This is a genomic window from Methylophaga sp. (assembly GCF_030651745.1).
In genome coordinates this window covers 1-25,222 of sequence record NZ_JAUSCC010000147.1, presented here as the reverse complement: position 1 = coordinate 25,222, position 25,222 = coordinate 1, and the positions used below count along the sequence as shown (strand labels likewise).

Below are 25,222 nucleotides of genomic sequence, written 5' to 3'. Positions count from 1 at the left end.
ATTTGCCTCAGGTCTTGCCAATGCCATTCTAGCGAATGACACGAATCTGCCATGCGTCTTGAGGACACAAGTATGTTGACAGATTCACGCACTAGGTCATGTTTATCTCTCATCAGCGATGAGAGATAAACATGACCTAGGTGGGTAGACTACTCCCCTAAGACAGCTGGCATTATAAGCATGCTGCTAATCAGCTGCAATCAAATTTTTTAAAGCCCTACTTAAATTCTCAGTTGCCAAGTAGGCTGATTGTCTTGATCAATAATGTTATGTGCGATCAACCATTGCTGCGCATCTTCAGCATCTTCTTCAAACCAGGTCTTGGCGCTGCCTAGGCGAAAGCTGTATCCCCAACTGTCCATATCCTGCATCATGCGATCACTACCCATATCAGGCAGAAAATCACTGAGCAGAATTTGCAGATAACAGACGCCGTTTTCTTCGTCGTAATCTCCCGCCGCATCGGTATCTAATACAGTCCGACGTTGACTATCCATACAAATAAAATGACCGGCTTCATGCAAGGCAGAATGCACTGGTGTGTCTAAACGCAATAGCAATTGATTACCAACCAGACCGGCTTCACGTTCACCAAAAAAACTGCCGGGAATGGTTTCATGCTCAGCAACTTGTTTGATTTCAATGCCGTAAGGTTGAAGCAGTTTTTGCAGTTGTTGTTGGTAAAACGCCGTGCAGTTCAGCACATCTTGCGGATCAGACACGTCGGGCATCACCAACAATATGGTTGATGACTAAACCGGCCAGAGTTAAACCAAAAATCGAAGGCATATAACTCACGGTGCCGTTTACTGCCCGGGCGCGTCCACGACTGACGGGTTCAGGTGGTAATGGTGGCAAAGGATATTCCAGTGAATAAACGGTTTGAATACCCTTACCGACACCTCGTTTACGTAAATGCGAACGCAATTGCTTGGCGAGTTTGCAAATAGAGGTATTCATTAAATCGCCGGTCCGCACCTGAGTGGGATCAAGCTTGCCACCAGCGCCCATACTGGAAAATACCGGTAACTGATTACGCCAGGCAGTTTCTAATAACGTGGTTTTACTACTCATGCTGTCAATCGCATCAATGATGACGTCAAAGCCTTGATTGAGGGTGTCGGGAATACTTTCCGGGGTTAAAAAATCAGTTATAAGGTTCAACTCGCATTGCGGATTAATATCTGCGATCCGCTGCGCCATAACCTCAACTTTGTGTTTGCCGACAGTCGAGTTCAATGCCACCAGCTGACGATTCATATTGGACGCTGACACCACATCATGATCGACCAGCGTCATTTTACCCACACCCATGCGCGCCAGTGCTTCAGCAGTAAATGAGCCAACACCACCCATACCCGCCAGAAAAACATGACTGTTTTGCAGCCGTTCAATGCCAGTATCACCGAGCAGAATATGTGTCCGCTCAAAGAGCGGGTTGCTGTGCGCCATTCGTATTCCTCTACAACTAATGTTTTGATTGGGGCTATTTTCCGATAACCGTCCGGTAATGGCAAAAGACCCTGTTAGGGATGAGGATTAAATTGTTTTACCGAATGGAAGAAATCCTGTTCAACGGCATCGCCGCGATAACGTAAATGCAGATAAAGATCACTGATGATTGAAATTTGTTGTTGATACGCGGGTAGAGCCAGCCGCGCTCGATGCGCAAAATCTTCTGGACCTTCATTGGGCTGACGCACAATGCCATGTCGGGCCAGCTTGTTACAAAATTTTTGATAAAAGCGTTGTACTTTATCAGGCGATATAGACTTCAGTTTTAATGTTGTCCAGGCAATCCAGCTAAAAATAAGCGCAATACCGATTGCCAGCCACTGAATCATTTTCTGCCAGTCAGGTTGTTGCATGCCAAGTTTTTTAAGTAACTCAAGCTGTCTTTCTGGCCCATAACTGATCACCCACATATCCCAGGCACTATTCAACGCATCCCAATTATTTTTTGCAGACTGCCACATTTCTACCAACCGATCATTGTTGGCAATGACCCTTGGAGAGCGTCGTTCAGCCGGTAATAAATCACCTATGCCAAAATCTACCCGGTGAATCGATACCGCAGCAGTAGGATCAACTCTGATCCAGCCTTTATTCGGCAGCCAGACTTCTGTCCAGGCATGGGCATCGCGTTGCCGAACGGTCAGAACTTGATCGACTGGATTGATTTCACCACCCTGATAACCCGTCACAATGCGGGCTGGAATGCCGCCAGCACGCATTAATACGGTGAAGCTCGCCGCATAATGTTCACAAAACCCCTCTCGGGTTTCAAACAGAAACTGGTCAATACTATCGCCGCGCAATGCTGGAGGCGTCAGGCTGTAGCTGAAGTTCTGCTGGCCAAAATATGCTAAAACGGCAGCAATATATGCCTCATTTGTTTCACTTTTTTCGAGCAGCTGTCTGGCCAATTGCTGACTGCGTGGATGACGATCATCCGGCAGATTCAATCCGTAACCCAGATACCGATCCATTTCGGGATTAAACTGATACTGAGTATGCGATGTTAATTGATACTGCACGCGTTGCTTGATGACATCGCGGCTATTTAATTCACCATCCGCCGTGAGCTGGGTCTGCATGTTCTGCGGATAGGTCGTGGGGAAATCCAAAGCAAACAACCAGCGTCGGTCGTGTGGTTCCAAGGTCATGCTGTAGGATGATGTTTCACCAGTGACATGAATTTGTAAGACCTGATCCTGTTTCTTCTGCTGCTCATTCAAAGGCAGCCAGCGTTTCCCGTCGGTATGCCAGAAGACTGGTCCGCGCCAATAAAGATGCTGCCGGTCAGGAAACTGGTTGTTCTCGAACTTAACGCGAAAGGCAATGGCATCGGATTGAATCAGCTGGCTGATATTGCCAATAGTGATGTCATCAGACATGCCACTGATAGCACTATTTCGTGGTGGTACTTCGCCTAACGTCATGCTGTCCGGCAGGCTGTCGGGGATATTCATCGCATCATTGGGCAGCCCCCAGATAGGCCCGGAAATACGTGGAAACAGCACAAACAATAACAGCATTAACGGTGTGGCTTGTAACACCATAATGCTGGCTTGTTTAACGCGGTTTTTAGCCGAACTATCAGTTTCATTGGCGGTAATCAAACAACTGGTCAGCAGGATCACATTGACCAACATCAGAACGACGATAGGGATGCTCTGATTAAAGAAAAAGTGGGTTATCACCAGGAAAAAACCCATAAAGCAACTTAGATAATAATCCCGCAGACTTTTGACCTCGACAATCTTAAAGGCTGCCATAGTGGTCAGTAATGCTACGCCTGCATCGCGACCAATGGTCACGCCATAACTGTAAACGACCAGTATGATGGTCAACACTGCGCTGACCGAGTGCAGTACTTTCAACAGGCGTTTATCGGCGGGTAACGACCAACCGCGCCAGCTATGCATCATTCGCCAGCTCATCATTAACAGGAATATCAACGCCACCCAGATGGGCTGATAGAAAAAATGCGGAATGGCAATAATCGTCAGTGTCACCATTAACCAATGAATGGCGCTTGAAGATGGGGCGATAACCGGCTTTTTACTGGCCATACAATGCCAGAGTTTGCAGACATTGATGCCGATGCTGTTCACCACGATTGATGGCAATGGTTTGATTTGGCATAACCAGCCCGTATTGCATTCCGGCTGCATCGGCGGTGAGGATCCACTGACACAGCTGAGATAACTTGGCTTCGGTATCTGGCAACTCAGCCACATCTTGCCATTGCAACCGCAGACTCTGTCCTGTCGGACTACTGAACTGTTTGGTACGCAATATTCCATCCCGAGCCAGAGCTTTCCAGGCAATATGCTGTCTGGCATCACCTTCTCGATAACGATGAAAACCGGCAAAATCATCAATCCCTTGATGATGTTGCAAAGCACCACTTTCTTCCATAGCCGAGGCGAGTGGCATAGGCTTGTTACCGATGGGCTTGGGGTAAACCAATACACGCTGTTGAATATCAATAAAAAACCAGCTGAATAACAAACCAACCGGATAAATACTGGACAATCGCAGTCGACCTAAATCCTGCCAGCCTCTGTGCTGGGAGGGGATTGGAATCAGATGCAGACTGTTTTGTTCTGCAGCAATGAAAGCGACTTTATACAGATTTTCATAGCGGGAAAATTTTTTAAACGGCCACCAACTTGTGGCAGAAGGAGCTGATAGATAGGCGATTTCCAGTTGCCGAATGGGACGCGGAGTTTGATTGGTAAAGGTTATCGGCAACAGAATGTTTTGCTCACAAAAGGTCGGTTCAGCTTGCCCAAGCTGATAATCCAGCTGTCGTACATTGCGGTAGCTGTGATGCATTGCTACATGACCGACACCTACCAACAAAAAGCAGAGTAAATGACCAAGGCTATTGTTGTAATTAATGGCGCCCAGCAACATGACCAGAATTAAAATCGAATAGCTCAAGCCATAGCGGCTGGGCAAAATAAATACCCGGTAGCGCTTTTGTTGTCGCCAGCGCTGCCAGTATTGACGCAGTATTAACATCAGGGAATTGCCACCTGCTGCAGAATATCGTTCGCCCAATCAGCAGATTGCAGATGTTCTCGCGCTTGCAGACGATGCTGCACAATACTTGGAAAAACCGCCTGCACATCTTCGGGGATCACAAAATCCCTACCACTTATCATTGCCCAGGCTCTGGCAGCTTGAATCAGCCCCAAACCTGCACGCGGAGATAAGCCGTTATAAAACTGACCGGTTTGCCGGGTATAGGCTAATAAGGCTTGTACATAATCAATCAGTGCATCACTCAAAGTGATTTTGCTGGCTGATTGCTGTAATTCGAGCAATTCATCTGGGGTGATTTCAGCACTAAGCTTTTTTAGCATCTGCCGTCTATCTTCACCAATCAATAAAGCGCGTTCGGCCTGATGATCTGGATAGCCGATTTGGATGCGCATCAGAAATCGATCGAGTTGCGATTCTGGCAGTGGGAATGTGCCAATCTGATGAGTGGGATTTTGCGTGGCAATGACAAAGAAAGGATCTTCCAGTGGATAGCTTTCACCTTCAATGGTGACTTGTTGCTCTTCCATGGCTTCCAGCAACGCACTTTGCGTGCGGGGTGAGGCGCGGTTAATTTCATCGGCTAACAGTAACTGGGTAAAAATCGGCCCGCGATGAAAACTGAACTGATGTTTTTCGGGGTCATAAATTGATACCCCAAGAATATCTGCTGGTAGCATATCGCTGGTGAATTGCACCCGCTGAAAACGTAAGCCTAAAGTAGTGGCCAGTGTGTGTGCCAATGTGGTTTTGCCGACTCCCGGTAAATCCTCAATCAATAAATGGCCACGGGCTATCAGACAGGATAATGCCAGTTTGACCGCGTGTTGTTTGCCAAGAATCACCGCGTTAATAGCATGGAGTATGCGGTCAGTGCTGCCTTGCGTCATGGAAAGTCCTGTATTGATGTAGGTTATGGTTGATGTCGGAATAGACATGTTAGTTTGTTCAGGGTTCTTAATCATTTATACATAAGGATTTTATATGTCAAACGAAGGTTATCACGAGCCGTTTAACGAGTTATCTGACGAAACTAAAGATATGCACCGTGCAATAGTTTCTCTGATGGAAGAGCTGGAAGCCGTAGATTGGTATAACCAGCGGGTAGATGCGTGTAAAGATCAGGAGTTGAAGAAAATTCTTGAGCATAACCGTGATGAAGAAAAAGAGCATGCAGCGATGACGTTGGAATGGATTCGTCGCAAAGATAAAAAAATGGATGAGCAATTACGCGATTATTTGTTTACTGAAGGCGAAATCACGCATCATCATGATTAGGGCTTTTTCAGCTCACAACAGAAGCGGAGATGAAAGATAAACAAGCCCTAGTCAGATACTGAAAAGTCGTCGACAATTCGAAGTGGTGACTTCGGCGATATACTCGCTTGATTCGCCACGTAATTGACTGAGTTTTTCCAGGATCACCGGGATATTTTCAGGGGTGTTACGCTGACCCTGATAACCGCAAAGCGGCATATCCGGCGCATCGGTTTCCAGCACTATTTGCGATAGAGGCAAGTCAGTAAACAGCCTTTGCAGTCTTTGCGCTCTTGGATAAGTCAACGCACCGCCAATACCTAATAGAAAATTGAGAGCGCGATATTGTTCAGCTTGTTGGGCGCTGCCACTAAAAGCATGCACGGTGCCACCAGGTAATTGTTTTTGGCGTAACAGTTTGAGAACATCATCATGAGCTTTGCGCACATGCAGAATAACCGGCAAAGCGTATTTAACAGCGATATCCAGCTGGGCTTCAAACAAGCTTAATTGGGCAGCTATATCGGCGTCAGCGACATAAAAATCCAGGCCGATTTCACCAATCGCGACCGGCTTGTATTGTTGTACCGCCTGTTCCAGAAGTTGTGCTGCATCTTCAGGATGTTCTTCCATAAACATCGGATGACATCCTAAAGCCAGCGAAAGCATTGGGGTACTGTTACATAACTCGATTTGTTTGGGCCAGCTACTGACAGTGACACCTGGGATCACAATTTTTTCGATACCTGATTGAAGGCAGTTTTTCAGGATAGTCTGACGATCTGCATCAAAATCGTTAAAGTCGAGATGGCAATGACTGTCAATCAGGTGCAACATGTTGAGACTGCCTTTATAAACAGAGGAACATATCATGTCAGAAATCTATCATGAAGCCAGTAAGCCACATGAGCGCTTAATGTTCAACGTGGCGATATTTCATTTTTTGGTTCCGGCGATTTTGTTTGGCACCCGAAACCTGTGGTTGATTTTCTCATTATCGCTGTTGGGTTCCCTCGTCATGATTGGCTCAATTGCTTATAAAGCACATTATTCACAACATGAGTCAGCACTGGTTCAAGCTCATTGGAAGCTGGCCTGGAAACGCAGTGTGTATCTATTAGGTGCGTATCTGGTCGCGGCAATAATATTCGGTGTTGGTTCGTTTTTATTGATGGCACAAGCTGATGAAAGCATGCGATTTATTCAACGTTCAGTATTGGGATGGTTTGCTTTGGTACCGATCTCGTTAACGTTAATTGCGTTGATCGTGCTGGAGGGCAGTGCGTTGGTGCAGTCGCGCAAAGGCATCATGCCATCAGAGATGAAGTTATAAGATTATTTTGTTTCGATAACTATTGTCTCACTGCGTGCCAGCCCCTCGCCACGAGGGTCGCTGGCGGCACTGAGATTGCTTGTTAATTTATCTGCGACAATCACCTGCATATTGCCAAACTGACGGTTTAATACATCCAGTTGGTGGCCCCGATTAAGCAAATCCTGTTGATCCGCTTCACTGAAACCGGGCGTTTCCATCTGTACCCGATCTGGCAGATATTGATGATGTAATCGTGGTGCAAAAACAATTTCTGCCGCGTCCAATCCATCCATAAAATGCAATATGCCTTGCATGACCATGGTAATAATTCTGCTGCCACCAGGCGTACCAATAACCAATAGCCGATCATCATTTTCAACAAAGCTTGGTGTCATGCTGGAAAGTGGTCGTTTGCCGGGTTCAATGGCATTGGCGGACTCACTGACCAGATCATAGGCATTGGGGCTGCCACTTAACGCTGAAAAATCGTCCATTTCATTATTCAGCAATACGCCGCTGTTGCCAGCAACAAAGCCGCTGCCAAAAGGAAGATTAATACTAAGCGTGGCGGATACTCGATTACCATATTGATCAACTATCGAAAAATGCGTGGTGTCTTCACCTTTATTACTGAATTCATCCGCTAAATCATCACTTTTGCTGGCAGTTTCTGCATCAATATCGGCAGCAAGCTGCGCCGCGTAATTGGCATCGGTCAAATACTCCGGCACCTCGACAAAATCACTGTCACCTAAATGTACAGTGCGTTCGCGATAGGCCCGCCGCATGGTTTCAATCAACCAATGCCGTTTTTGCTGGGCGGTTGCCTGCAGATAATCCAGAGTATTCAATTGATTGAACATTAAACTGATTAACTGTCCGCCAGCTGACGGTAAAGCGGCGGTGGTAATGGTGTAATCGGCAAATTGGGTTTGCACAGGCTGACGGATTTTCAGTTGATAGTCGGCCAGATCCTGCTTGGTCCAGATACCGCCAGCGGCTTGCACTGCATCCACCATCTGATCAGCGATTTTTCCTTGATAAAAACCATTGCGACCATGCTTGGCAATGGCTTCCAAGGTGTTCGCCAAATCCTGCTGGATAATCATTGTGTCTAAAACGGGGATCTCATCGTTATCTAAAAATATTACTTTTGCTTCAGCATTTAATGCCTGTTGCCGAAATCCCATATAGCGCTGATAACGCGGTGTGACAGCAAAGCCTTCTCTGGCAAAGCGAATTGCGGGCGCGAGAGTAATCGATAGTGGCAACTTACCGTAATGCTCAGCTAAATAATCCAGTGCAGCTGGGGTTCCTGGAATGGCCGCTGCCAAGGGACCATTAAGTGAAAGCTCGCGAAGTACCTCGCCATTTTCATCCAGATACATATCCCGATGTGCCCTGGCTGGTGCGGTTTCACGACTATCGAGCATGATTTGATGCTGATCGGCATCTCGATGTAATAACCAGAAACCGCCACCACCTAAACCAGAGCCTGCTGGTTCAACCACCGCAAGAGCAGCACTGACGGCTATTGCGGCATCAAAGGCATTACCGCCTTGTTGCAGAATTTCAAAACCGGCTTCAGTCGCTAAAGGATGCGCAGAGGCAATTGCCGCTTGTCCGCTTTGATTTTGAGCAAAGCTAAGCGGAACAAGAACTAAATAGAGTATTAAGCTGGTGAATAATCTCATTGAGGCTGTTTTTGTTGGGCGGCAAGCCTATCCTGTTCTCTACGTCTGGCTTTTTCCAGTCGGTGATGTTCGGCTGCTTCGTTGGATTCCATTCCTATATGCGCTTCACCACGTTGCCGGGCGAGTTGAATCTGTTTTTCACGTTCAGCATAGCGGGCTTTTTGATCGGCAGTGGTTTTGTCAAAACAATGCGGACAGGAAACACCACGCTGATATTTATCGCTCTGTTTATCTTCTTCAGTTATCGGTAAGCGACAGGCGTGACACTGATCATATTCGCCTTTTTCAAGGCTATGATTGACAGTTACCCGTTCATCAAATACAAAACACTCACCTTCCCAGAGCGATTCCTGCTCAGGCACATCTTCCAGATATTTGAGAATGCCGCCTTCAAGATGATAAACCTCTTCAAAACCTTGTTCTTTCAAATAGGCCGTGGATTTTTCGCAGCGAATACCGCCGGTGCAGAACATCGCGACTTTTTTATGTTTTTTTGGATCCAGATGTTGTTTTACATATTCCGGAAATTCACGAAAACTTTCGGTGTGCGGATTAACAGCGTTTTTAAATGTGCCGACCTGTACTTCATAGTCATTACGGGTGTCGACCAGCAAGACATCAGGATCACTGATCAACTGATTCCAGTCTTTGGGTTTGACATAGGTACCGACGGATTGTTTGGGGTCAATACCTTCAACACCCATCGTGACGATTTCACGTTTTAATTTTACCCGGCTGCGCAGGAATGGTGGTGTATCGGTATACGATTCTTTGTAACTCAAATCTTCTAATCTGGGATCGCTGCGCAAATAATTCAGCAATGCATCAATCGACTGACGCGAGCCGGCGACAGTGCCATTAATACCTTCCTGTGCCAGCAATAAAGTGCCACGCACTTCATGATCGAGCATGAATTTGAGTAACGCTGGTTTAATCGCAGCGTAATCTTCAAGTGTGACAAATTCATATAGCGCGCAGACCACAGTTTGAGCCATAGTTGGTATTCCGTAACTAGTAAAAAGCCCCATATTTTACAGGGAGATTGTTGGGTCGTGTATGCTGACTTGACAGCAAGTCTCAGCAAGCAGTAAATGATTTTACCAATCAACACAGCGAGGTGTGAAATGGATGAATTGCAACAACTTAAAATAGAAAGTGAACAGTGGCGGGCTGATCATCTTCGCTGGTTGGCCGATGCTGACTACTGGACGCATCATACCCAACGACTGGCTGCTGTGTTACATAAGCTTGAACGTAGTCTACCGGAACACAGTGCCAAGCTTGATCAACATGTCAGATTGATCATGCAACATGAAGAAACTATTAACCACTACGAATGTGGGCTTGACCCTAATTGTATGTCCACTTGTGACAGTTATATTGATATAGAAAAGCAACGGGCATTTCACGATAAATTGCGAAAACTACATTTAAAAATGCGTCAGCATCATCAACAATTTACTGAGCAATATAAAAATCAGATGGCGAATTTTTACGAACAAGCGCAAATGTTGATGCAGGAAATTGCTGCAATGTAACCTACCACCACTAACGGACTCGCCCGGTATTGGTGTGAATAAAGTTGGATTTCGGATAAAAACCTACGCTGCCAGCCCATCCTGATGATAGTGACGGTGCAGCCAATAACTGGCTTAGAGTTCTTCAAACTGTCCGCCATCTGCATTAATGCTGAGTTTTATAGCGCATTAACAACCATAAGAAAAACGGTCCGCCTAATAGTGTGGTGATAACGCCAACCGGCAATTCTGCAGGAGCAATGATTAATCGGGCGATCGTATCGCAAATCACTAAAAAGCTACCGCCGAACAGCAGGGTTGCCGGTATCAGATAGCGATGATCTTCTCCAATTATCAATCGACATATATGTGGCACCATCATGCCGACAAAGCCAATCGGCCCGCACAAGGCAACGATAGCACCTACGCATAACGAGGTGACAAAGAATAATGCATAGCGAACATACTTCACTGAAACACCTCTACTTGAGGCTATTTCATCACCGGCCATTAACAAATTCAGTTCACGACTCAGATAAATAATCACTACTGCCGTCAGTGTAACAAAAGGTAACAGTTGCTTTAATTCCTGGTAACCGACAACGGTTAAACTGCCCATCAACCAGCGAATGATTTGAAAAGAATCGGCCACATTACTGAGATATTGAATAAACAGGATCAGGCTGGAAAAGAAAAAACTGATAGCAACACCGGTTAGCAATAAGGTTTCACCAGAAAAACCAAATCGAAATCGACTGATGCTGTAAACAAAACTGATGGCGATTAACGCACCGGCAAATGCACTTAGGCTGGTGGCACTTAATCCTAAAACCGTGAAACTAATACCTGCATAAACACTGATTGCCGCACCTAACGACGCGCCACTGGCGACACCGAGTGTAAATGGCGTGGCTAGCGGATTACGGAACATTGCTTGAAACACCATGCCACAAAGCGCCAGCCCACAGCCCGCGGTAAATGCAAATAACACTCTAGGAATACGCAATTCATAGATGATCATTTGCTGGATTTCTGCGGAACCAGCCGCTGCAAAATCCAGCCATGGACTGATAATTACCACCATAACGGTAAACAGGCTCAAGCCGAACAGTTTAAGTCTTATGCTCATGATTCATCCGCCAAGGCAATCAGTCGGTCATAGCGCGGGTGTTTTATAAACACAAAGGCTTGTTGGTAAAGTTGTTGTAAACGCTCGGCATTAAGAAACTGTTCAGCCGGACCATGCCACAGGCATTTACCATCGAGTAAGGCCAGCACATGTTTGCTGTGCTGCGCAGCGTGATTAATATCGTGGGTGACTTCAATAATGGTTTTATGATGCTGCTGATTGAGCTTACGGATCAGTTGATGAACTGCCACCTGATGATGTGGATCCAGAAATGCAGTCGGTTCGTCCAAAATCAATACAGGCGTATCCTGCGCTAAAGCAGCTGCGATCATCACTCGCTGACATTCACCACCACTTAAGGTTGACATCTTGCGATGGCGAAAAGGCTGACATTCGGTGATATCAAGGGCATTTTCCACTATATCGTGATCATAGGATTGCCATTCTGAAAAGACATGGTGATGGCTATATCTAGCCATTCGCACATAGTCATCCACGGTAAAGCTCAGATGGTTTCCACCATTTTGCGGAACATAACTGATAAGCCGTGCCAGTTTTTTGTGGCTAAACTGCGAAATTGGCCTGGAATCAATGGTAAGTTTGCCTTGATGAATTGGCAAAATCGCGATCAGGGTTTTTAAGAAAGTGCTTTTCCCTGAGCCATTTGGACCAACAATGCACAGGTAGTCACCTTGCGCGATATCACAACTAATGGCCTCAACTAATGTTTTGTCGGCAATCTTGACCGAAATATCGTGAGCACTAATCAATGTGAATCCACCTTTTCCCAATCAATTTGAGGATGGAAAATCTGTGCCAGATGTTCAGCTAATTGAATAATCCTGGGGCCGGGGATCACTGCGTAATCCGCTTGAATAATGTGTAATTGATTGTTTTGAATCGCATTGATTTTATCGAGCCGTTGCCATTGTTGCTTTAGTGCAGCGATATCCGGCGAATACACTTCAGCATCCGGGAAAATATCGATAATAACTTCAGGGTTAAGGCGTAATAATCCCTCTGTTGAGAGCGCTGGAACGCGCAGACGTGTACCTTGATAGACATTGGTGGCACCAAGGAAAGGCAATAAATCATTATAAAAATCCTGTTGCCCGGCGATATAAACTTTATCCAAATAATTGGTATTGGAGCTATGAGCAATTGCGATTAAAACGCTGGGTTTGGGGTGCCCGGCCACTTTTTGGCGAAGGGTTTCAAGCCGAGCATCAAAATCAGCAATCAGGTTCTCAGCTTGTGCGCTTTGCCCTACAGCAGAGGCGATATCAATGATACTGCGACGAATACCGGCCAGACTGGAATTATCGATACTTAATGTGGCAATGCCTAATTGTTGCAGCTGCTTTTTTAGCGCGTGCTGACGCTCCAGCAGGATCACCATATCCGCATCTAACCGAACAATCTGTTCCAGATTCGGGTCAAGATATCCCCCAACTTTGGGTAAGTTTGTTACTTGTGCGGGATATTGACAGTAGTCTGTTACCGCAATCACCTTGTCGCCAGCTTCGATGGCAAACAGTGTTTCAGTGATGCTGGGAGCCAGACTAATGATGCGTTGGGGGGACGATATTGCAGACGCAATGCTATCTGGCTGCGGTTTTTCAGGCTGCAGCCAGACGAAAATAAATACCGTGATAAACAGCAGAATCGGCCAAAAACGTGCCATTTTGGCTTTCCCGTACCTAAAACAGCTTATTATACTGCCTGATCTTGATGCAGATAGGTAAGGTGTATGAAGCAGATAATGTCAAAAGCAGAGTGTTTGTTTACTTTGCAGGAGATTGATGAAAGTTTGGAACGACTGGCAACGCAGCTGGACGAGGATTACCACGATAAAAATCCGGTGTTGTTGTGCGTAATGAATGGCGCGGTGATGACCATGGGACATTTGCTGCCAAAGCTGCCGTTTAATTTGGAAACCGATTATATTCATGCTACCCGCTATGGGGATAAAACTGTTGGCGGTGAATTGAATTGGCGTGCAAAGCCGAATATTGATCTTAATCAACGGCATGTTCTGCTGGTAGATGATATCTATGATCACGGTGTGACCCTAACGGCGTTGCGGGACTTTTGTCAGCAGGCTGGTGCTATTTCAGTGAAAGCGCTGGTTTTAACAGATAAACAGCACAATAATAAATATGGCATTCAACCGGAATATATAGGTTTACAGTTGCCAGACCGTTATGTTTTCGGCTTTGGCATGGATTACAAAGGCCATCTGCGTAATGCGCCTGGTATTTTTGCTATCAAGGAAAATGCATCATGATCGGATTGATTGGTGGCAGTGGTTTAACTCAGTTAGACGGTTTGGTGCTTGAACAGCAAATGCAGCGCGAAACACCTTTTGGTGAACCATCAGCACCATTAATGATAGGCAAGTTTGCCGGTAAAGATGTCGCTTTTCTACCCAGGCATGGCGAACATCATACTATTCCGCCACATTTGATTAATTATCGGGCCAATATCTGGGCGATGCATCAGTTAGGCGTTGATCAAATCCTCGCTGTCGCTTCGGTGGGAGGTATTACTGAAGCATACAACCCCGGCACCATCGCCTTACCTGATCAGTTGATTGATTACAGCTGGGGGAGGGAATCCAGTTTTGCCAGTGAGGATTTTTCAGCGGATAAACATATTGATTTCACTTATCCATTTGATGAGACCCTGCGTCAGCAAATACAGTTGGCTGCCAATATTGAAGAAATGAATGTGATCGATGGCGGAGTTTATGCTGTCACCCAGGGACCAAGACTGGAAACCGCTGCCGAGATCCGCAAATTTAAACAGGATGGCGCCGATATGGTGGGCATGACCTTGATGCCCGAAGCAGTATTGGCCAGAGAGCTAAATATCGCCTATGCCAGTATTGCGATTGTCGCTAATCATGCCGCTGGCATGAGTTCACATCCAGTGTCCATCGAAGTCATTCTGGAAACCATGGATGCAACAATGGGTCAGGTTCATCGCTTACTGAAGTGTGCTATTCCGCTGTTGTAGCTTCACCCTCAGAAGGCAAGGAATAGGTTTCCGGGCCGGTCATATTGGTTAATACCTGATCCGGAGTAGATACTGGGATCAGTTGCAAAATAGCCCCAAACCGCGGGTGATCAAAATAATGTACCTGACGACTACGAATACGGCGTAATTCCACTAAACGTGGTTGATGCAAAGTATGGAAGGAATCACTTTCAACCGAACGCACACCATCCTGTAACCACAGATCCAGATTGGCATGCAGGTAGGTGGCGATATGAAAACGCACCTGACCTTTTACCCGATCGGATTCTATTGCGACTGCCTGCGCACGATTACGATTACCTACCGCTTGTTGCCACGATTCATGACTGACGACACGATAGCCCGCTGAATTGCGCAAACGCTGTGCAATATCACCGAGATTTTTATTATCGGCGGGTTGAATAGCATTGTTAGCCATACCAACGCGTAATGGGGCGGGATCCTGCAAGGTAAATAGAGGGGATTGTTCATTGTCTGATGGATTAAGCACTTCAAACACAACCAATTCAACGTGATACCACTGCTGAGCTTGTGCGGTGAGACCAAAACTCATTAAAGCGACAAATAATATGCTGTTGGTTAGGTTTAGAAATTTCATAGAAAAGCAGTCCCGGATGACGAATGTGGCTATTGTCTAACGCTGACCCGAAAAAGTCCAAGATCCACCCGTTTATTGTGCATTGCTGGTATCATCCAATGAACATTAAAAGTCGCAATGGAGCAGAGTAATGGAAGGTTTTTCGCTATTTGTCATCGTGGTGCTGGTACTGGCCGTTGTCCTGATTTTAATGGGCGTCAAGTCGGTCGATCAGGGCTGGGAATATACGGTTGAACGTTTTGGGCGCTATACCAAGACCCTGCGTCCGGGTTTAAATCTGATTGTGCCGGTGATTGATAAGATCGGCGCACGCATCAATATGATGGAGCAGGTTTTGGATGTGCCTTCACAAGGCATTATCACCAAGGATAATGCGATGGTACGGGTTGATGGCATAGTGTTTTATCAGGTTATTCATGCCGCAAAAGCTGCTTATGAAGTCAGTGGCCTGGATAACGCGATTCTGAATTTAACCATGACCAATGTACGGACAGTGATGGGCTCAATGGATCTGGATGAACTGTTATCCAAACGTGATGAAATCAACACGCGATTATTGACGGTGGTGGATGACGCAACCACACCCTGGGGAATTAAAGTCACCCGTATTGAAATCAAGGATATTGAGCCACCGGCTGATCTGATTGAAGCCATGGGCCGTCAAATGAAAGCCGAGCGGATTAAGCGCGCCAATATTCTTGAAGCCGAAGGACATCGCCAATCAGAAATCCTACGCGCAGAAGGTGAAAAACAAGCTGCTGTTTTGGAAGCTGAAGGTCGTCGGGAAGCTGCTTTCCGGGATGCCGAAGCCCGTGAGCGTCTGGCAGAAGCGGAAGCAAAAGCGACTACTATGGTTTCAGAAGCCATTGCTCAAGGTGATGTTCAGGCAGTGAACTACTTTGTTGCACAGAAATACATTGAAGCACTCAAAGATATGGCCAGTGCCAACAACCATAAAATCATTATGATGCCACTGGAAGCGAGTAGCGTAATTGGTTCATTGGCCGGCATTACCGAGCTTGCCAAGGAAGCCTTCATCAGTAAAGAGAAGTGATATGCCCTTTATCGTAGATTTCTGGCATTGGTGGGTTTTGGCGGTGGTGTTGATAACACTGGAAATTATCTTGCCGAGTTTTTTTGCATTGTGGTTGGGAATCGCGGCATTTATCACCGGTCTGTTATTGCTGCTATTTCCAGACATACCATGGCAGTTTCAATGGTTGATGTTTGCCGTGTTATCGGTGTTAAGTATCGTGCTGTGGCGCAGATATTATGTCAAACATCCGATTGCAACGGATGAACCATTACTCAATCGGCGTGGCGAACAACATATCGGCCGTATTATTACGCTGACCAACCCGATTGTGAACGGACAGGGCAAAGTGATCCTTGATGACTCCACCTGGAAAGTGCATGGTCCAGACTGCCAAACGGGCACTCGTGTTCAAGTTATCGCTGTGGATAACGTCATTCTTAAAGTTGAAATTATTGGTTAACGATGGCTTTACTGATCGATTTAATGCGTCATGGAGAACCCCAGGGCGGAATGCGTTATCGCGGGCAGCTCGATGACCCTTTAAGTGAGCTGGGGTGGCAGCAAATGCGCTCTGCTACTGCGAATCTTCCTCCCTGGCAGCACATTGTCAGTTCGACCCTAAGTCGCTGTGCGGATTTTGCTCAAGAACTTGCGGATAATCATGCCATTCCACTGCAACTGGATCAGCAATTTACTGAAATAGGGTTTGGTGATTGGGAAGGTAAAACTGCCAGTGAATTGGAGCAACATCATAAAGCAGCATTTTATGCATTCTATGATGATCCGATTAACAATACTCCCGCGAATGCCGAACCACTTTTGGCGTTTCAAAAGCGTATTCAGCAAGCCTGGCAAACGCTAGTGCAATCCCATACCGATAAACATATTTTATTGGTCGCTCATGTTGGCGTGATTCGTGTGATTCTCACCGAGATATTAGCGATGCCTTTAGAAGCTATGTTTCGAATTCAAGTGCCTTATGCGGCTATCAGCCGCGTTGTGATATACAACGAAGGCCCACGACTCTATCCCCAGTTACAGTTCCATGCGGGGACGCTATGACAGCGTTTTTTAATACCGGTCTCAGCCAGCAGCAGTTTCTGGATGAATACTGGCAAAAAAAACCTTTAGTGATCCGGCAGGCTTTTTCTATGCCTGTCAGCGATCTTAGCCCGGATGATCTTGCGGCGTTCGCTGGTGAGGCAGAAGTCGAATCACGGTTGATTGAGGAATACGGTGACAAGCCCTGGCAACTGCGGCATGGTCCATTTGACGAAGAGGATTTTGCCGATTTACCAGAGACGCATTGGACTTTGCTGGTACAGGATATGGATAAACATTATCCGCCTCTGCAAAACCTGCTCACAGCCTTTGATTTTCTCGCAGACTGGCGCCGTGATGATGTAATGATCAGTTATGCACCTGAAGGCGGATCGGTGGGGCCACATACAGATAGCTATGATGTGTTCTTACTTCAGGCACAGGGGACCAGACATTGGCAAATCAGTGATAAGCCGTTAGTTGATGCAGTTTTCAGAGATGATACTGATTTACGCATATTGCAGCAGTTTTCAGCTGATCAGGATTGGGAGTTACAGCCCGGAGACATGCTCTATCTACCACCACACTTTGCCCATCATGGTGTCGCATTAAACCCCTGTTTGACGTTTTCGGTGGGGTTTAGAGCTCCATCGCAGTTACAGTTGCTCGATGCATTCAGTCATACTTTGCTGGAGCAGGATATTGCCGAACAACTGTATGCAGATGCTGATGTGAAGGTTATTCACTCTGCAACCGAGATTGATACCACTGCAATCCAGCGTTTTCAGACGTTACTGCTCGACAGCATAACTGACAATAACGATTTGATATCTTTAGCTGTCGGACGGCTGGTTACCGAAACCAAATCAACGTTGCAGGATTTGGCCGAAGAATTTGTAACCGATAAACTCACATTAGTTGAACTGGATGAACGCTTCAGGGCGGGTGAGTATTTGCAGCGCAATGAGTATTTACGTTTTGCCTGGCACAAACATTCAGTAGCAGCGTATTTATTTGTAGCCGGAGAAGCCTATCGCGTTGAACTTGCCGCTGCAGAACATCTCTCATGGTTAACCACTAAAGCGCAAATTCATGAAACAGATTGGCAATCAATCCGCAACTTTCCAATGTTAATGGAGGCCTGCTGCGAGTTGATTGCCGAAGGCGCGTGGTATTGGCCGGAAGACTTTATTTGAGCTATTTAGTCTGACGTTTGAATTCGGTATGGTGACATTTCGGGCAAGGTGGAATGCGTCCGGTTTTTTTAAAGTGCATTTCTGTGCCGCAGGAATCACAAACTAAAGTGCCGATGCCGGTAATTTCTCCAGTGTGATACTGCAAGGCCATTTGTGCTTGCGTGGCTAATTGGCCGAGTTCAAGCCGAGTCCGATCGGCAACGGAAGCAAATAATTCATAAAGCCGTTCTTCAACTAGTTGTAAATCAAAATTAAACCAGGTGGAAAATTCTTTTCCTGTGGTTTCAAGATATTCTGCTGCATCCTGTAAATCCCGTTCAACGTAATAGGCAATCTTGTCGGCTTCTTCTGCAGTCACTTCACGTAATTCAATAGCACGAAGTTTTGCCAGTTCGATACGTTGCTTAAGAGTTGGAACAGCATTCGCTTCAGCATCATCAAAAAAGTGATGGATGCGTTCCATCATTTTGTCATAGGCGGCGGTGAACTTTTCTTCGAAGTTATTATCTGACATGACTTAAGCCTTTATCTGATGCGGTTTTTAGGTTAACTTAGCACAAATTAATCCAACGGAGGAAACCGTTTTGATCACAGCACGCAAGCTTTTGTTTGGCGGGTTCTTATTTTGTTTCGGCTTGTTTCTGGCTGCTTTATATATGCAACATGTAATGGAGTTGGAGCCATGTCCGTTATGTATTTTGCAACGTGTGTTTGTGATGATTACCGGAGTATTTTTCTTAATCGCGGCCATACATAACCCTGCTAAAACAGGTATCCGAATTTATGCAGGATTGATCAGTTTATCGGCTTTAATTGGTGGGGCGATTTCAGCACGGCATGTCTGGCTGCAAAACCTGCCAGTAGATCAAGTTCCAAGTTGCGGACCTGGAATGGGTTTTATTATGGAAAATTTTCCGCTGACGGATGCATTGTCGTTAGTGTTAAAGGGATCTGGAGAATGCGCCGAAGTTTCTTGGACGTTTCTGAGCCTCAGTATTCCTGCATGGACGCTGCTGACTTTTATGGGGATGTTAGGCTTGGCTATTTTAGCTGTCTGGCGGCAGCAATAAACTGAAATTGAATAACGAAGCAGATGTTAGGTTATGTTGAGCGACTAACGGGCACGATAAACGATGCGGCCTTTGCTTAAGTCGTAAGGTGTCAGCTGTACAGTTACTTTGTCACCAGTCAGGATGCGGATATAGTTTTTACGCATTTTGCCGGAAATATGTGCTGTTACAACATGACCATTTTCCAGTTCAACACGGAAAGTAGTATTAGGCATTGTGTCGATTACAGTGCCTTCGAATTCGATATGATCTTCTTTTGCCATACAGGTCTTAAATTACCAAGCTATTAAAAGATCCATTTTGCCGTAAAATCACTGATTATTCAAAGCTTTTTTATCAAAATTGTGCCATTGCCCATCAAATTGTTGTAAAGCGGAGAAACGACTCTTATAACGCATTTTAGGACTATCACCGATCCAATAGCCTAAATAGAGCCAAGGCAGATTTTGTTGTTGCGCTAACTCGATCTGTTTCAATATAGCAAAAGTGCCTAATCCTCTTGCAGCACACTCAGGATCAAAGAAAGTATAAAACGCTGAGGCTGCATTGGTTACAAAATCGGTAATGGCAACTGCGAGCAAACCCTGCCGCGTTCTGAATTCAATAAATGCCGTATCACTCCAGCTGCTGGTGAGGAACTGCAAATAGGTTTCTTTACTGGGATTATCCATTCCGCCTCCTGCATGCCTGTGGGCAAGATAGCGTTGATAGAGATCAAAGTGTTCCGCATTAAAAACGGCTGGAGTGATGTTTATATACACATCATTATTGTCACGTAGACAACGTCTTTGACTGCGGTTCGGTCGAAAGTTATTCACATCTATTCTGACTGGCACACAGGCGTCACATGCCGGACAGAATGGTCGATATACGTGATCTCCGCTGCGTCTGAATCCGTGTTGGATAAGTTGACTGTAAAGTGCGTTTGTTAGCGGCCGCAGTGGATCGGGATAAATATTTCGCGCTAACCGGTCTTCAAGATATGAACAGGCATGCGGTCTGTCCTGATAAAAATCAAGGCTCATAAACAAAAGGGGATGTGATTGTTTGCCAACTGCCGGGCTGGCCAGGTAGGGCGCATAACTGCTGCACTTGCGGAACAAAACTTTCTCTTGGCATTGTCATTGCACCCAGGCGGGCCAGGTGATCAGAATACACCTGACAATCGATCAGCGGATAGTGCCACTGTCTAAGCTGCTGGGCGAGAGCAACTAGCGCAATTTTAGAAGCGTTTGTTTGATAACTGAACATGGATTCACCAAAAAACATTTTGCCAATGGATACCCCGTAAATACCACCAACGAGCTGATCATGCTGCCAGCATTCCACACTATGCGCATAACCAGCCTGATGCAGTTCTGTATAGGCCGCAATCATTTCGTTATGGATCCAGGTTTCATGTTGTTCGTCAGTTTTTTTAGCTTGTCTGGGGGCCGCACAGGCCTGCATTACGGCTTTGAAATCTTGGTCAAATGTAATGTTAAAAGGTTTCTGTTTTAGTGCTTTTTTTAAACTTTTACTGATATGCAGATTATCCGTTTGAAAGACCATGCGTGGATTTGGGCTCCACCATAAAATCGGATCATAGGCATTAAACCAAGGGAAGATCCCTTGACGATATGCATTCAGTAACCGAGTAAGAGATAAGTCGCCACCAGCAGCCAATAAGCCATGTGAGGTCGCTTGTTCAACTGCTGGGAATGGACTGTCTGCGGATACACCTAACCAGCTGATAGCCATTATTTAATCATTAAGTTGTAAGTTAAGCTCTTTCGCCCAGAAAAGTGCATCAAGATATGCTGCCAACAGTGCATCGGCACTTACAATAGAATAATCAATGGCGGACCAGTTACCGCGCTCGTAATTCAATACCTGATTTAATGCCATGCCTGCTGCACCCTCTTTATGGAGTAATGCAGTATGCAATTCTTCACTTAACGGCAAGTCTTGCAATAACACCTCAAGCGGTTTATCCATCAGTGCATCAAGAGTAGAAAACAGACCAGCAGCAAAAAACACATCGGCATGGCCTTTGTAATATTTTGCTAACAGCTCACACATCCGTCCTCTGATCATGGCGGTAGTGCGTAGTTCATTTGGTTTATTATCGAGTCCAGACAGACATAGCAGGCTGGCCCAGGTTTTTATTTTATTCTGACCCAGCATCACAATGGCCTGCCGAGTACTGCCAACCTCACGAGGCAGGCCAAAAAAAGCAGAATTAATCAAACGCAGTAATTTATAGCTTAAGGCAACATCTTGATTAATGATTTCAGCCAGCTCATCAACCTCTACTTCTGGATCCTGTAATTTAACCAGTAGTTCCATTAAGGTTTGAGCCGCGGGAGCGATTTTTTTGTCGAAACTGGTATCCGGCAGAGTATAGAAAAATCCCTGCAACAAATCGATATTGTGTAATTGACACAAGCTGAATTGCTTGGCTGCATTAACATTTAATGCACATAAAACCGCATGCTTTTGACGCCATTTAGGTAAGTTTGCGGATAACTCGTCTGCAGAAAAAACATCTAAATCAATCAATAAGGTCTGGCTTTGACCATTTGCAGATTTTGCGTTTACGGCATAACTGACATGTGTGGACGGCGGTTTAGCTAATGACTTTTCATTTGCTTCAATGATCAAATCAATACCTGGCATTGAATACTCAAAAAGTGCTTGTTGCCAGGATGCCGGAATAGTTAATAAGGTTTTTTGATTATGATTGATTGCTTGCAGAATATCCGAGAGCTGCGAGAGGAATTCAGGAACCGGCGCATCTTCATCCAGAGAATTACCATTGATATCTAGAAAGGTCAGATGATAGCTATCTACATCAAGCTTTTTGGAAATAAACAACGGCTGGCGGTGAATGAGACCGTTAAAGTGTTTTAGTGCGTCGTATGCCGTGTAGATTTCCGTCATGTAAATCCGCTCTTTAAAAAATCAGTTTCGATTAATAGGTTTCTCGTCCAGAAAATGCATGAGAAAGTGTACCACTGTCAACATACTCAAGTTCACCCCCCAGTGGAATACCATGTGCCAAACGCGTCACATAAATGTCTCTTGCCCGAGCCAATTCGCTGATGTAATGCGCTGTAGCCTGTCCTTCAACCGTAGGATTGGTCGCCAGAATAACTTCGGTCACGGTTTTTTGTTCGAACCGTTCAATCAGAGCGGGTATGCCTAGCGCTTCAGGGCCAATACCGTCCAAAGGTGATAAATGACCTGTCAGGACAAAATATTGGCCTTTATAATGCGTTGCCTGTTCGATGGCAATAACATCGCTAGGCATCTCCACAATACACAGTTGATCTTCACGACGGGTAGTATCACTGCAGCGACTACAGATATCTGTTTCGCTTAATATACGGCAACGTTGGCAATGTTTTACATTAGCCAATGCTTTGCTCAGCATCTCAGCCAGATGCTCGCCACCGCTGCGATCCCGTTCCAGTAAATGAAATGTCATTCGCTGAGCGGATTTCGGGCCCACGCCGGGTAAACAGCGCAGAGCCTGAATCAATTGATCAATACTGGGTCCGAGAGTTGCCATATTTTATGCTAGAAAGGCATTTTCATGCCGGGTGGCATCATACCGGCCATACGTTCCTGAGTGGTTTTCTCAACCTGTCTCACAGCGTCATTAACGGCAGCAGCGATCAGATCTTCAAGCATGTCTTTATCATCCTGGAACAGGCTGTCTTCGATGCTCACACGTTTTACGTCATGTTTGCCGGTCATGGTGATTTGCACCATGCCACCACCAGCCTGACCGGTCACTTCAACCTTGGCCAGTTCTTCCTGGGCTTTTTGCATATTGGCCTGCATTTGCTGGGCCTGTTTCATCAGATTACCTAATCCACCTTTCATAGTAGATCCTCTTTAAAGTTATAGGGGTTTAATTGATGTATCGATTATACGGGCATTAAATGCGTTTTTGATCTGTTCCACGACGGGATCATTGTGAATCGCATCCACTGCTTGTTGTTGAATTTCAGCGGCTTGCTGCGCACGTTCAGCGGCCAATGTCGGTACATTATCTCCATCTGTTGCTTCAGTAAATACTAATGAGACGTCGAAATCGAGTTGTTTACTGACGGCTATTTGCAATTTTCCGACAGATTTTTCATTGGCTAGATGTTGTAATTCGGGGGCAACGGAAAGGTAAATTTTATTGTTATCGGTGCGAATAAATGCACAGTGATCAGCGAGCTGTCTGGCGAAAGCAGAAAGTTTTAACTGTGCAATCAATGTGGTCCAGTTAGCTGTGGTTAGACTAATCAGCGGATGCGAATCGCCTGATTCCGGTTGCTGAACTTCTGAAGCCAGGGTCTGCTGAGCCTCTTTTCCGGCAATGAAATCTGTTTGATGTTCTAAAGACGGTTCATTGATTTCAAGTGTTACCGTATTTGTTTCAGCTTCAGGCTTGGATGCTGATGTCGATTCAAAGGGGGAAGGAGGGGTCTCTTCAGTCGTGGAAGAAGACATCTCAGCCGTTTCAATATATGGGGTTTCCGGTGCCGCGGCAGGCACTGGCTCAGAGTGAACTTGCGACTTTTTTACGGGGGGCTGTCCCGCATGGATATTGACTGCTTGAGGCTGAAAACTCAACATGCGTAACAAGGTCATTTCAAAACCACTGCGCGGATCAGCTGCATAAGGCATATCACGCTTGCCATGCAACGCTATTTGATAAAGCAGTTGTACAGTTTCAGCACTGAAAACAGTGGCAAAATTTTGTAAAGCCGCATCATCTTGCTGATCGAGAGTCTCTGTGTCGTCAATCAATTGGATTGTTGCAATACGCTGCAGGCTGGTCATTAAACCATCCAGCACCACGACAAAATCACGCCCTAAAGAAGCCAGTTCGTCAGTATGCGCCAGCAGTGCTTTGGCATCTTTGGCAGCAAAGGCTTCGAGTAATTGAATCAGTTGCTGTTGTGAAACACTGCCCAGCATCTGACTGACAATTTCTGAGGTGACTTTGCCACCGGCAAAAGCAATTGCCTGATCCAGTAAACTCAGTGCATCCCGCATACTGCCATCGGCAGCAAAGGCAATCTGGTTTAATGCCTCGGTTTCAAACTCTATGTTTTCCTGTTGCAGAATAAACGCCAGATGATCGGCGATTTGTTTGATATCCAGCCGACGCAGATTGAATTGCAGACAGCGTGATAAAATAGTGACCGGCAATTTCTGAGGGTCAGTTGTCGCAAACAGGAATTTAACGTGGGGAGGAGGTTCTTCCAGCGTTTTTAACAAAGCATTAAAACTGCTGGTAGACAGCATATGCACTTCGTCAATCAGATAGACTTTGTAGCGTCCACGGCTGGGAGCATATTGAACATTATCCAGCAGCTCACGGGTATCATCGACTTTAGTACGTGAGGCCGCATCAACTTCAATCAAATCAACAAAACGACCATTGTCAACTTCAACGCAGCTATTACATACACCGCATGGAGTCGAGCTGATGCCTTGTTCGCAGTTGAGAGATTTAGCAAAGATCCTTGCTAAAGTTGTTTTGCCCACCCCACGAGTTCCAGCAAACAAAAACGCATGATGCAGACGGTTTTGATCAAGACCGTTGATCAGCGCGCGTAATACATGCTGCTGGCCGACAACTTCGGCAAACTTTTTGGGGCGCCACTTGCGGGCCAGTACCAGATAACTCATGTAGCTTGTCAGATACCCAATGTGGTCATAAGGGTGGTGACCCAAACCAGCCCAATCTCGGCGCCCGAGTCCGATGGCTGCGCTGCTCCCTTCCGGGCCT

Annotated in this window: 30 protein-coding genes; 10 read left to right on the top strand and 20 right to left on the bottom strand. The window is 45.9% G+C overall.

The window, feature by feature from the left end; translation table 11 throughout:
* Positions 1-221: 221 nt before the first annotated feature.
* The 5 genes from Q7V21_RS17015 to Q7V21_RS16995 form a co-directional block, all read right to left on the bottom strand.
* Entirely contained in the window at positions 222-722 is a 501-nt protein-coding gene (locus Q7V21_RS17015) for a hypothetical protein (protein ID WP_304918421.1), read from the bottom strand.
* Entirely contained in the window at positions 715-1,452 is a 738-nt protein-coding gene (locus Q7V21_RS17010) for a tRNA threonylcarbamoyladenosine dehydratase (protein ID WP_304918420.1), read from the bottom strand. The genes Q7V21_RS17015 and Q7V21_RS17010 overlap by 8 nt, the downstream gene beginning before the upstream one ends.
* Before the next feature lie 74 nt (positions 1,453-1,526).
* Positions 1,527-3,575, bottom strand: a complete 2,049-nt coding sequence (locus Q7V21_RS17005; protein WP_304918419.1) for a DUF3488 and transglutaminase-like domain-containing protein — start codon at positions 3,573-3,575, stop codon at positions 1,527-1,529.
* Positions 3,565-4,533, bottom strand: a complete 969-nt coding sequence (locus Q7V21_RS17000) for a DUF58 domain-containing protein (protein ID WP_304918418.1) — start codon at positions 4,531-4,533, stop codon at positions 3,565-3,567. The genes Q7V21_RS17005 and Q7V21_RS17000 overlap by 11 nt, the downstream gene beginning before the upstream one ends.
* Complete coding sequence (locus Q7V21_RS16995; protein WP_304918456.1) at positions 4,533-5,444, bottom strand: MoxR family ATPase; 912 nt, start codon at positions 5,442-5,444, stop codon at positions 4,533-4,535. Before Q7V21_RS16995 ends, Q7V21_RS17000 begins: the two co-directional genes overlap by 1 nt.
* Before the next feature lie 94 nt (positions 5,445-5,538).
* On the opposite strand from Q7V21_RS16995, the gene Q7V21_RS16990 reads away from it, so the two are divergent.
* The gene (locus Q7V21_RS16990; RefSeq protein ID WP_304918417.1) at positions 5,539-5,832 is read left to right on the top strand and encodes a ferritin-like domain-containing protein; all 294 of its coding nucleotides are present in this window, start codon (positions 5,539-5,541) and stop codon (positions 5,830-5,832) included.
* A 51-nt stretch (positions 5,833-5,883) separates the two neighbouring features.
* Here Q7V21_RS16990 and Q7V21_RS16985 read toward each other — a convergent pair whose 3' ends face one another.
* Positions 5,884-6,648 (bottom strand): TatD family hydrolase, encoded by a 765-nt coding sequence (locus Q7V21_RS16985; RefSeq protein WP_304918416.1) that lies wholly within the window; start codon positions 6,646-6,648, stop codon positions 5,884-5,886.
* A gap of 34 nt (positions 6,649-6,682) precedes the next feature.
* Here Q7V21_RS16985 and Q7V21_RS16980 point away from each other — a divergent pair, with 34 nt between their 5' ends.
* On the top strand, positions 6,683-7,144 hold the full coding sequence (locus Q7V21_RS16980) for a hypothetical protein (RefSeq protein ID WP_304918415.1): 462 nt from the start codon (positions 6,683-6,685) through the stop codon (positions 7,142-7,144).
* A gap of 2 nt (positions 7,145-7,146) precedes the next feature.
* Here Q7V21_RS16980 and ggt read toward each other — a convergent pair whose 3' ends face one another.
* Both ggt and Q7V21_RS16970 read right to left on the bottom strand, forming a co-directional pair.
* Complete coding sequence (gene ggt, locus Q7V21_RS16975) at positions 7,147-8,820, bottom strand: gamma-glutamyltransferase (RefSeq protein ID WP_304918414.1); 1,674 nt, start codon at positions 8,818-8,820, stop codon at positions 7,147-7,149.
* Positions 8,817-9,815, bottom strand: coding sequence for a rhodanese-related sulfurtransferase (locus Q7V21_RS16970; protein ID WP_304918413.1), 999 nt, complete (start codon positions 9,813-9,815; stop codon positions 8,817-8,819). Before Q7V21_RS16970 ends, ggt begins: the two co-directional genes overlap by 4 nt.
* 96 nt (positions 9,816-9,911) lie before the next feature.
* On the opposite strand from Q7V21_RS16970, the gene Q7V21_RS16965 reads away from it, so the two are divergent.
* Complete coding sequence (locus tag Q7V21_RS16965) at positions 9,912-10,358, top strand: hypothetical protein (protein WP_304918412.1); 447 nt, start codon at positions 9,912-9,914, stop codon at positions 10,356-10,358.
* Between the two features lie 145 nt (positions 10,359-10,503).
* Here Q7V21_RS16965 and Q7V21_RS16955 read toward each other — a convergent pair whose 3' ends face one another.
* Genes Q7V21_RS16955 through Q7V21_RS16945 form a run of 3 tightly spaced genes read right to left on the bottom strand, consistent with a single transcriptional unit; the run spans position 10,504 to position 13,150 of the window.
* Entirely contained in the window at positions 10,504-11,466 is a 963-nt protein-coding gene (locus Q7V21_RS16955) for an iron ABC transporter permease (protein WP_304918410.1), read from the bottom strand.
* Positions 11,463-12,236 (bottom strand): ABC transporter ATP-binding protein, encoded by a 774-nt coding sequence (locus Q7V21_RS16950; protein WP_304918409.1) that lies wholly within the window; start codon positions 12,234-12,236, stop codon positions 11,463-11,465. Before Q7V21_RS16950 ends, Q7V21_RS16955 begins: the two co-directional genes overlap by 4 nt.
* Entirely contained in the window at positions 12,233-13,150 is a 918-nt protein-coding gene (locus Q7V21_RS16945; protein ID WP_304918408.1) for an ABC transporter substrate-binding protein, read from the bottom strand. Before Q7V21_RS16945 ends, Q7V21_RS16950 begins: the two co-directional genes overlap by 4 nt.
* A gap of 66 nt (positions 13,151-13,216) precedes the next feature.
* On the opposite strand from Q7V21_RS16945, the gene Q7V21_RS16940 reads away from it, so the two are divergent.
* Positions 13,217-13,753 carry a hypoxanthine-guanine phosphoribosyltransferase gene (locus Q7V21_RS16940; protein WP_304918407.1) on the top strand — a complete coding sequence of 179 codons (537 nt, stop codon included), beginning with the start codon at positions 13,217-13,219 and terminating at the stop codon, positions 13,751-13,753.
* Entirely contained in the window at positions 13,750-14,484 is a 735-nt protein-coding gene (locus tag Q7V21_RS16935; protein ID WP_304918406.1) for an S-methyl-5'-thioinosine phosphorylase, read from the top strand. The genes Q7V21_RS16940 and Q7V21_RS16935 overlap by 4 nt, the downstream gene beginning before the upstream one ends.
* Here the strand turns inward: Q7V21_RS16935 and Q7V21_RS16930 are convergent.
* Positions 14,468-15,103: a CsiV family protein gene (locus Q7V21_RS16930; RefSeq protein ID WP_304918405.1), complete on the bottom strand. Its 636-nt coding sequence runs from the start codon at positions 15,101-15,103 to the stop codon at positions 14,468-14,470. The two genes, Q7V21_RS16935 and Q7V21_RS16930, sit on opposite strands and share 17 nt — an antisense overlap.
* Positions 15,104-15,233: 130 nt before the next feature.
* On the opposite strand from Q7V21_RS16930, the gene Q7V21_RS16925 reads away from it, so the two are divergent.
* From Q7V21_RS16925 to Q7V21_RS16910, 4 genes are read left to right on the top strand one after another with little or no spacing between them, the layout of a single operon-like run.
* Complete coding sequence (locus Q7V21_RS16925) at positions 15,234-16,157, top strand: SPFH domain-containing protein (RefSeq protein ID WP_304918404.1); 924 nt, start codon at positions 15,234-15,236, stop codon at positions 16,155-16,157.
* A 1-nt stretch (position 16,158) separates the two neighbouring features.
* Positions 16,159-16,599: an NfeD family protein gene (locus tag Q7V21_RS16920; RefSeq protein WP_304918403.1), complete on the top strand. Its 441-nt coding sequence runs from the start codon at positions 16,159-16,161 to the stop codon at positions 16,597-16,599.
* A 2-nt stretch (positions 16,600-16,601) separates the two neighbouring features.
* On the top strand, positions 16,602-17,201 hold the full coding sequence (locus Q7V21_RS16915; RefSeq protein WP_304918402.1) for a histidine phosphatase family protein: 600 nt from the start codon (positions 16,602-16,604) through the stop codon (positions 17,199-17,201).
* Positions 17,198-18,376, top strand: coding sequence for a cupin domain-containing protein (locus tag Q7V21_RS16910; protein WP_304918401.1), 1,179 nt, complete (start codon positions 17,198-17,200; stop codon positions 18,374-18,376). Before Q7V21_RS16915 ends, Q7V21_RS16910 begins: the two co-directional genes overlap by 4 nt.
* A 1-nt stretch (position 18,377) precedes the next feature.
* Here Q7V21_RS16910 and Q7V21_RS16905 read toward each other — a convergent pair whose 3' ends face one another.
* Entirely contained in the window at positions 18,378-18,890 is a 513-nt protein-coding gene (locus tag Q7V21_RS16905) for a zinc ribbon-containing protein (RefSeq protein ID WP_304918400.1), read from the bottom strand.
* 70 nt (positions 18,891-18,960) lie between these two features.
* Between Q7V21_RS16905 and Q7V21_RS16900 the strand changes: the two genes are divergently transcribed.
* On the top strand, positions 18,961-19,446 hold the full coding sequence (locus tag Q7V21_RS16900) for a disulfide bond formation protein B (RefSeq protein ID WP_304918399.1): 486 nt from the start codon (positions 18,961-18,963) through the stop codon (positions 19,444-19,446).
* Positions 19,447-19,490: 44 nt separating this feature from the next.
* Here the strand turns inward: Q7V21_RS16900 and infA are convergent, their stop codons facing one another.
* From infA to dnaX, 7 genes are all read right to left on the bottom strand, one after another.
* The gene (gene infA, locus Q7V21_RS16895; RefSeq protein ID WP_009726411.1) at positions 19,491-19,709 is read right to left on the bottom strand and encodes a translation initiation factor IF-1; all 219 of its coding nucleotides are present in this window, start codon (positions 19,707-19,709) and stop codon (positions 19,491-19,493) included.
* Between the two features lie 48 nt (positions 19,710-19,757).
* Complete coding sequence (locus Q7V21_RS16890) at positions 19,758-20,471, bottom strand: arginyltransferase (RefSeq protein ID WP_304918398.1); 714 nt, start codon at positions 20,469-20,471, stop codon at positions 19,758-19,760.
* Positions 20,461-21,186, bottom strand: a complete 726-nt coding sequence (gene aat, locus Q7V21_RS16885) for a leucyl/phenylalanyl-tRNA--protein transferase (protein ID WP_304918397.1) — start codon at positions 21,184-21,186, stop codon at positions 20,461-20,463. The genes Q7V21_RS16890 and aat overlap by 11 nt, the downstream gene beginning before the upstream one ends.
* A gap of 3 nt (positions 21,187-21,189) precedes the next feature.
* Positions 21,190-22,368 carry an EAL and HDOD domain-containing protein gene (locus Q7V21_RS16880; protein ID WP_304918396.1) on the bottom strand — a complete coding sequence of 393 codons (1,179 nt, stop codon included), beginning with the start codon at positions 22,366-22,368 and terminating at the stop codon, positions 21,190-21,192.
* 31 nt (positions 22,369-22,399) lie between these two features.
* The gene (recR, locus tag Q7V21_RS16875) at positions 22,400-22,999 is read right to left on the bottom strand and encodes a recombination mediator RecR (protein WP_304918395.1); all 600 of its coding nucleotides are present in this window, start codon (positions 22,997-22,999) and stop codon (positions 22,400-22,402) included.
* An 8-nt stretch (positions 23,000-23,007) separates the two neighbouring features.
* Complete coding sequence (locus Q7V21_RS16870; protein ID WP_304918394.1) at positions 23,008-23,316, bottom strand: YbaB/EbfC family nucleoid-associated protein; 309 nt, start codon at positions 23,314-23,316, stop codon at positions 23,008-23,010.
* A gap of 18 nt (positions 23,317-23,334) precedes the next feature.
* Positions 23,335-25,222, bottom strand: a 1,888-nt coding sequence (gene dnaX / locus Q7V21_RS16865; protein WP_370654082.1) for a DNA polymerase III subunit gamma/tau, incomplete at its 5' end; no start/stop codon positions are given.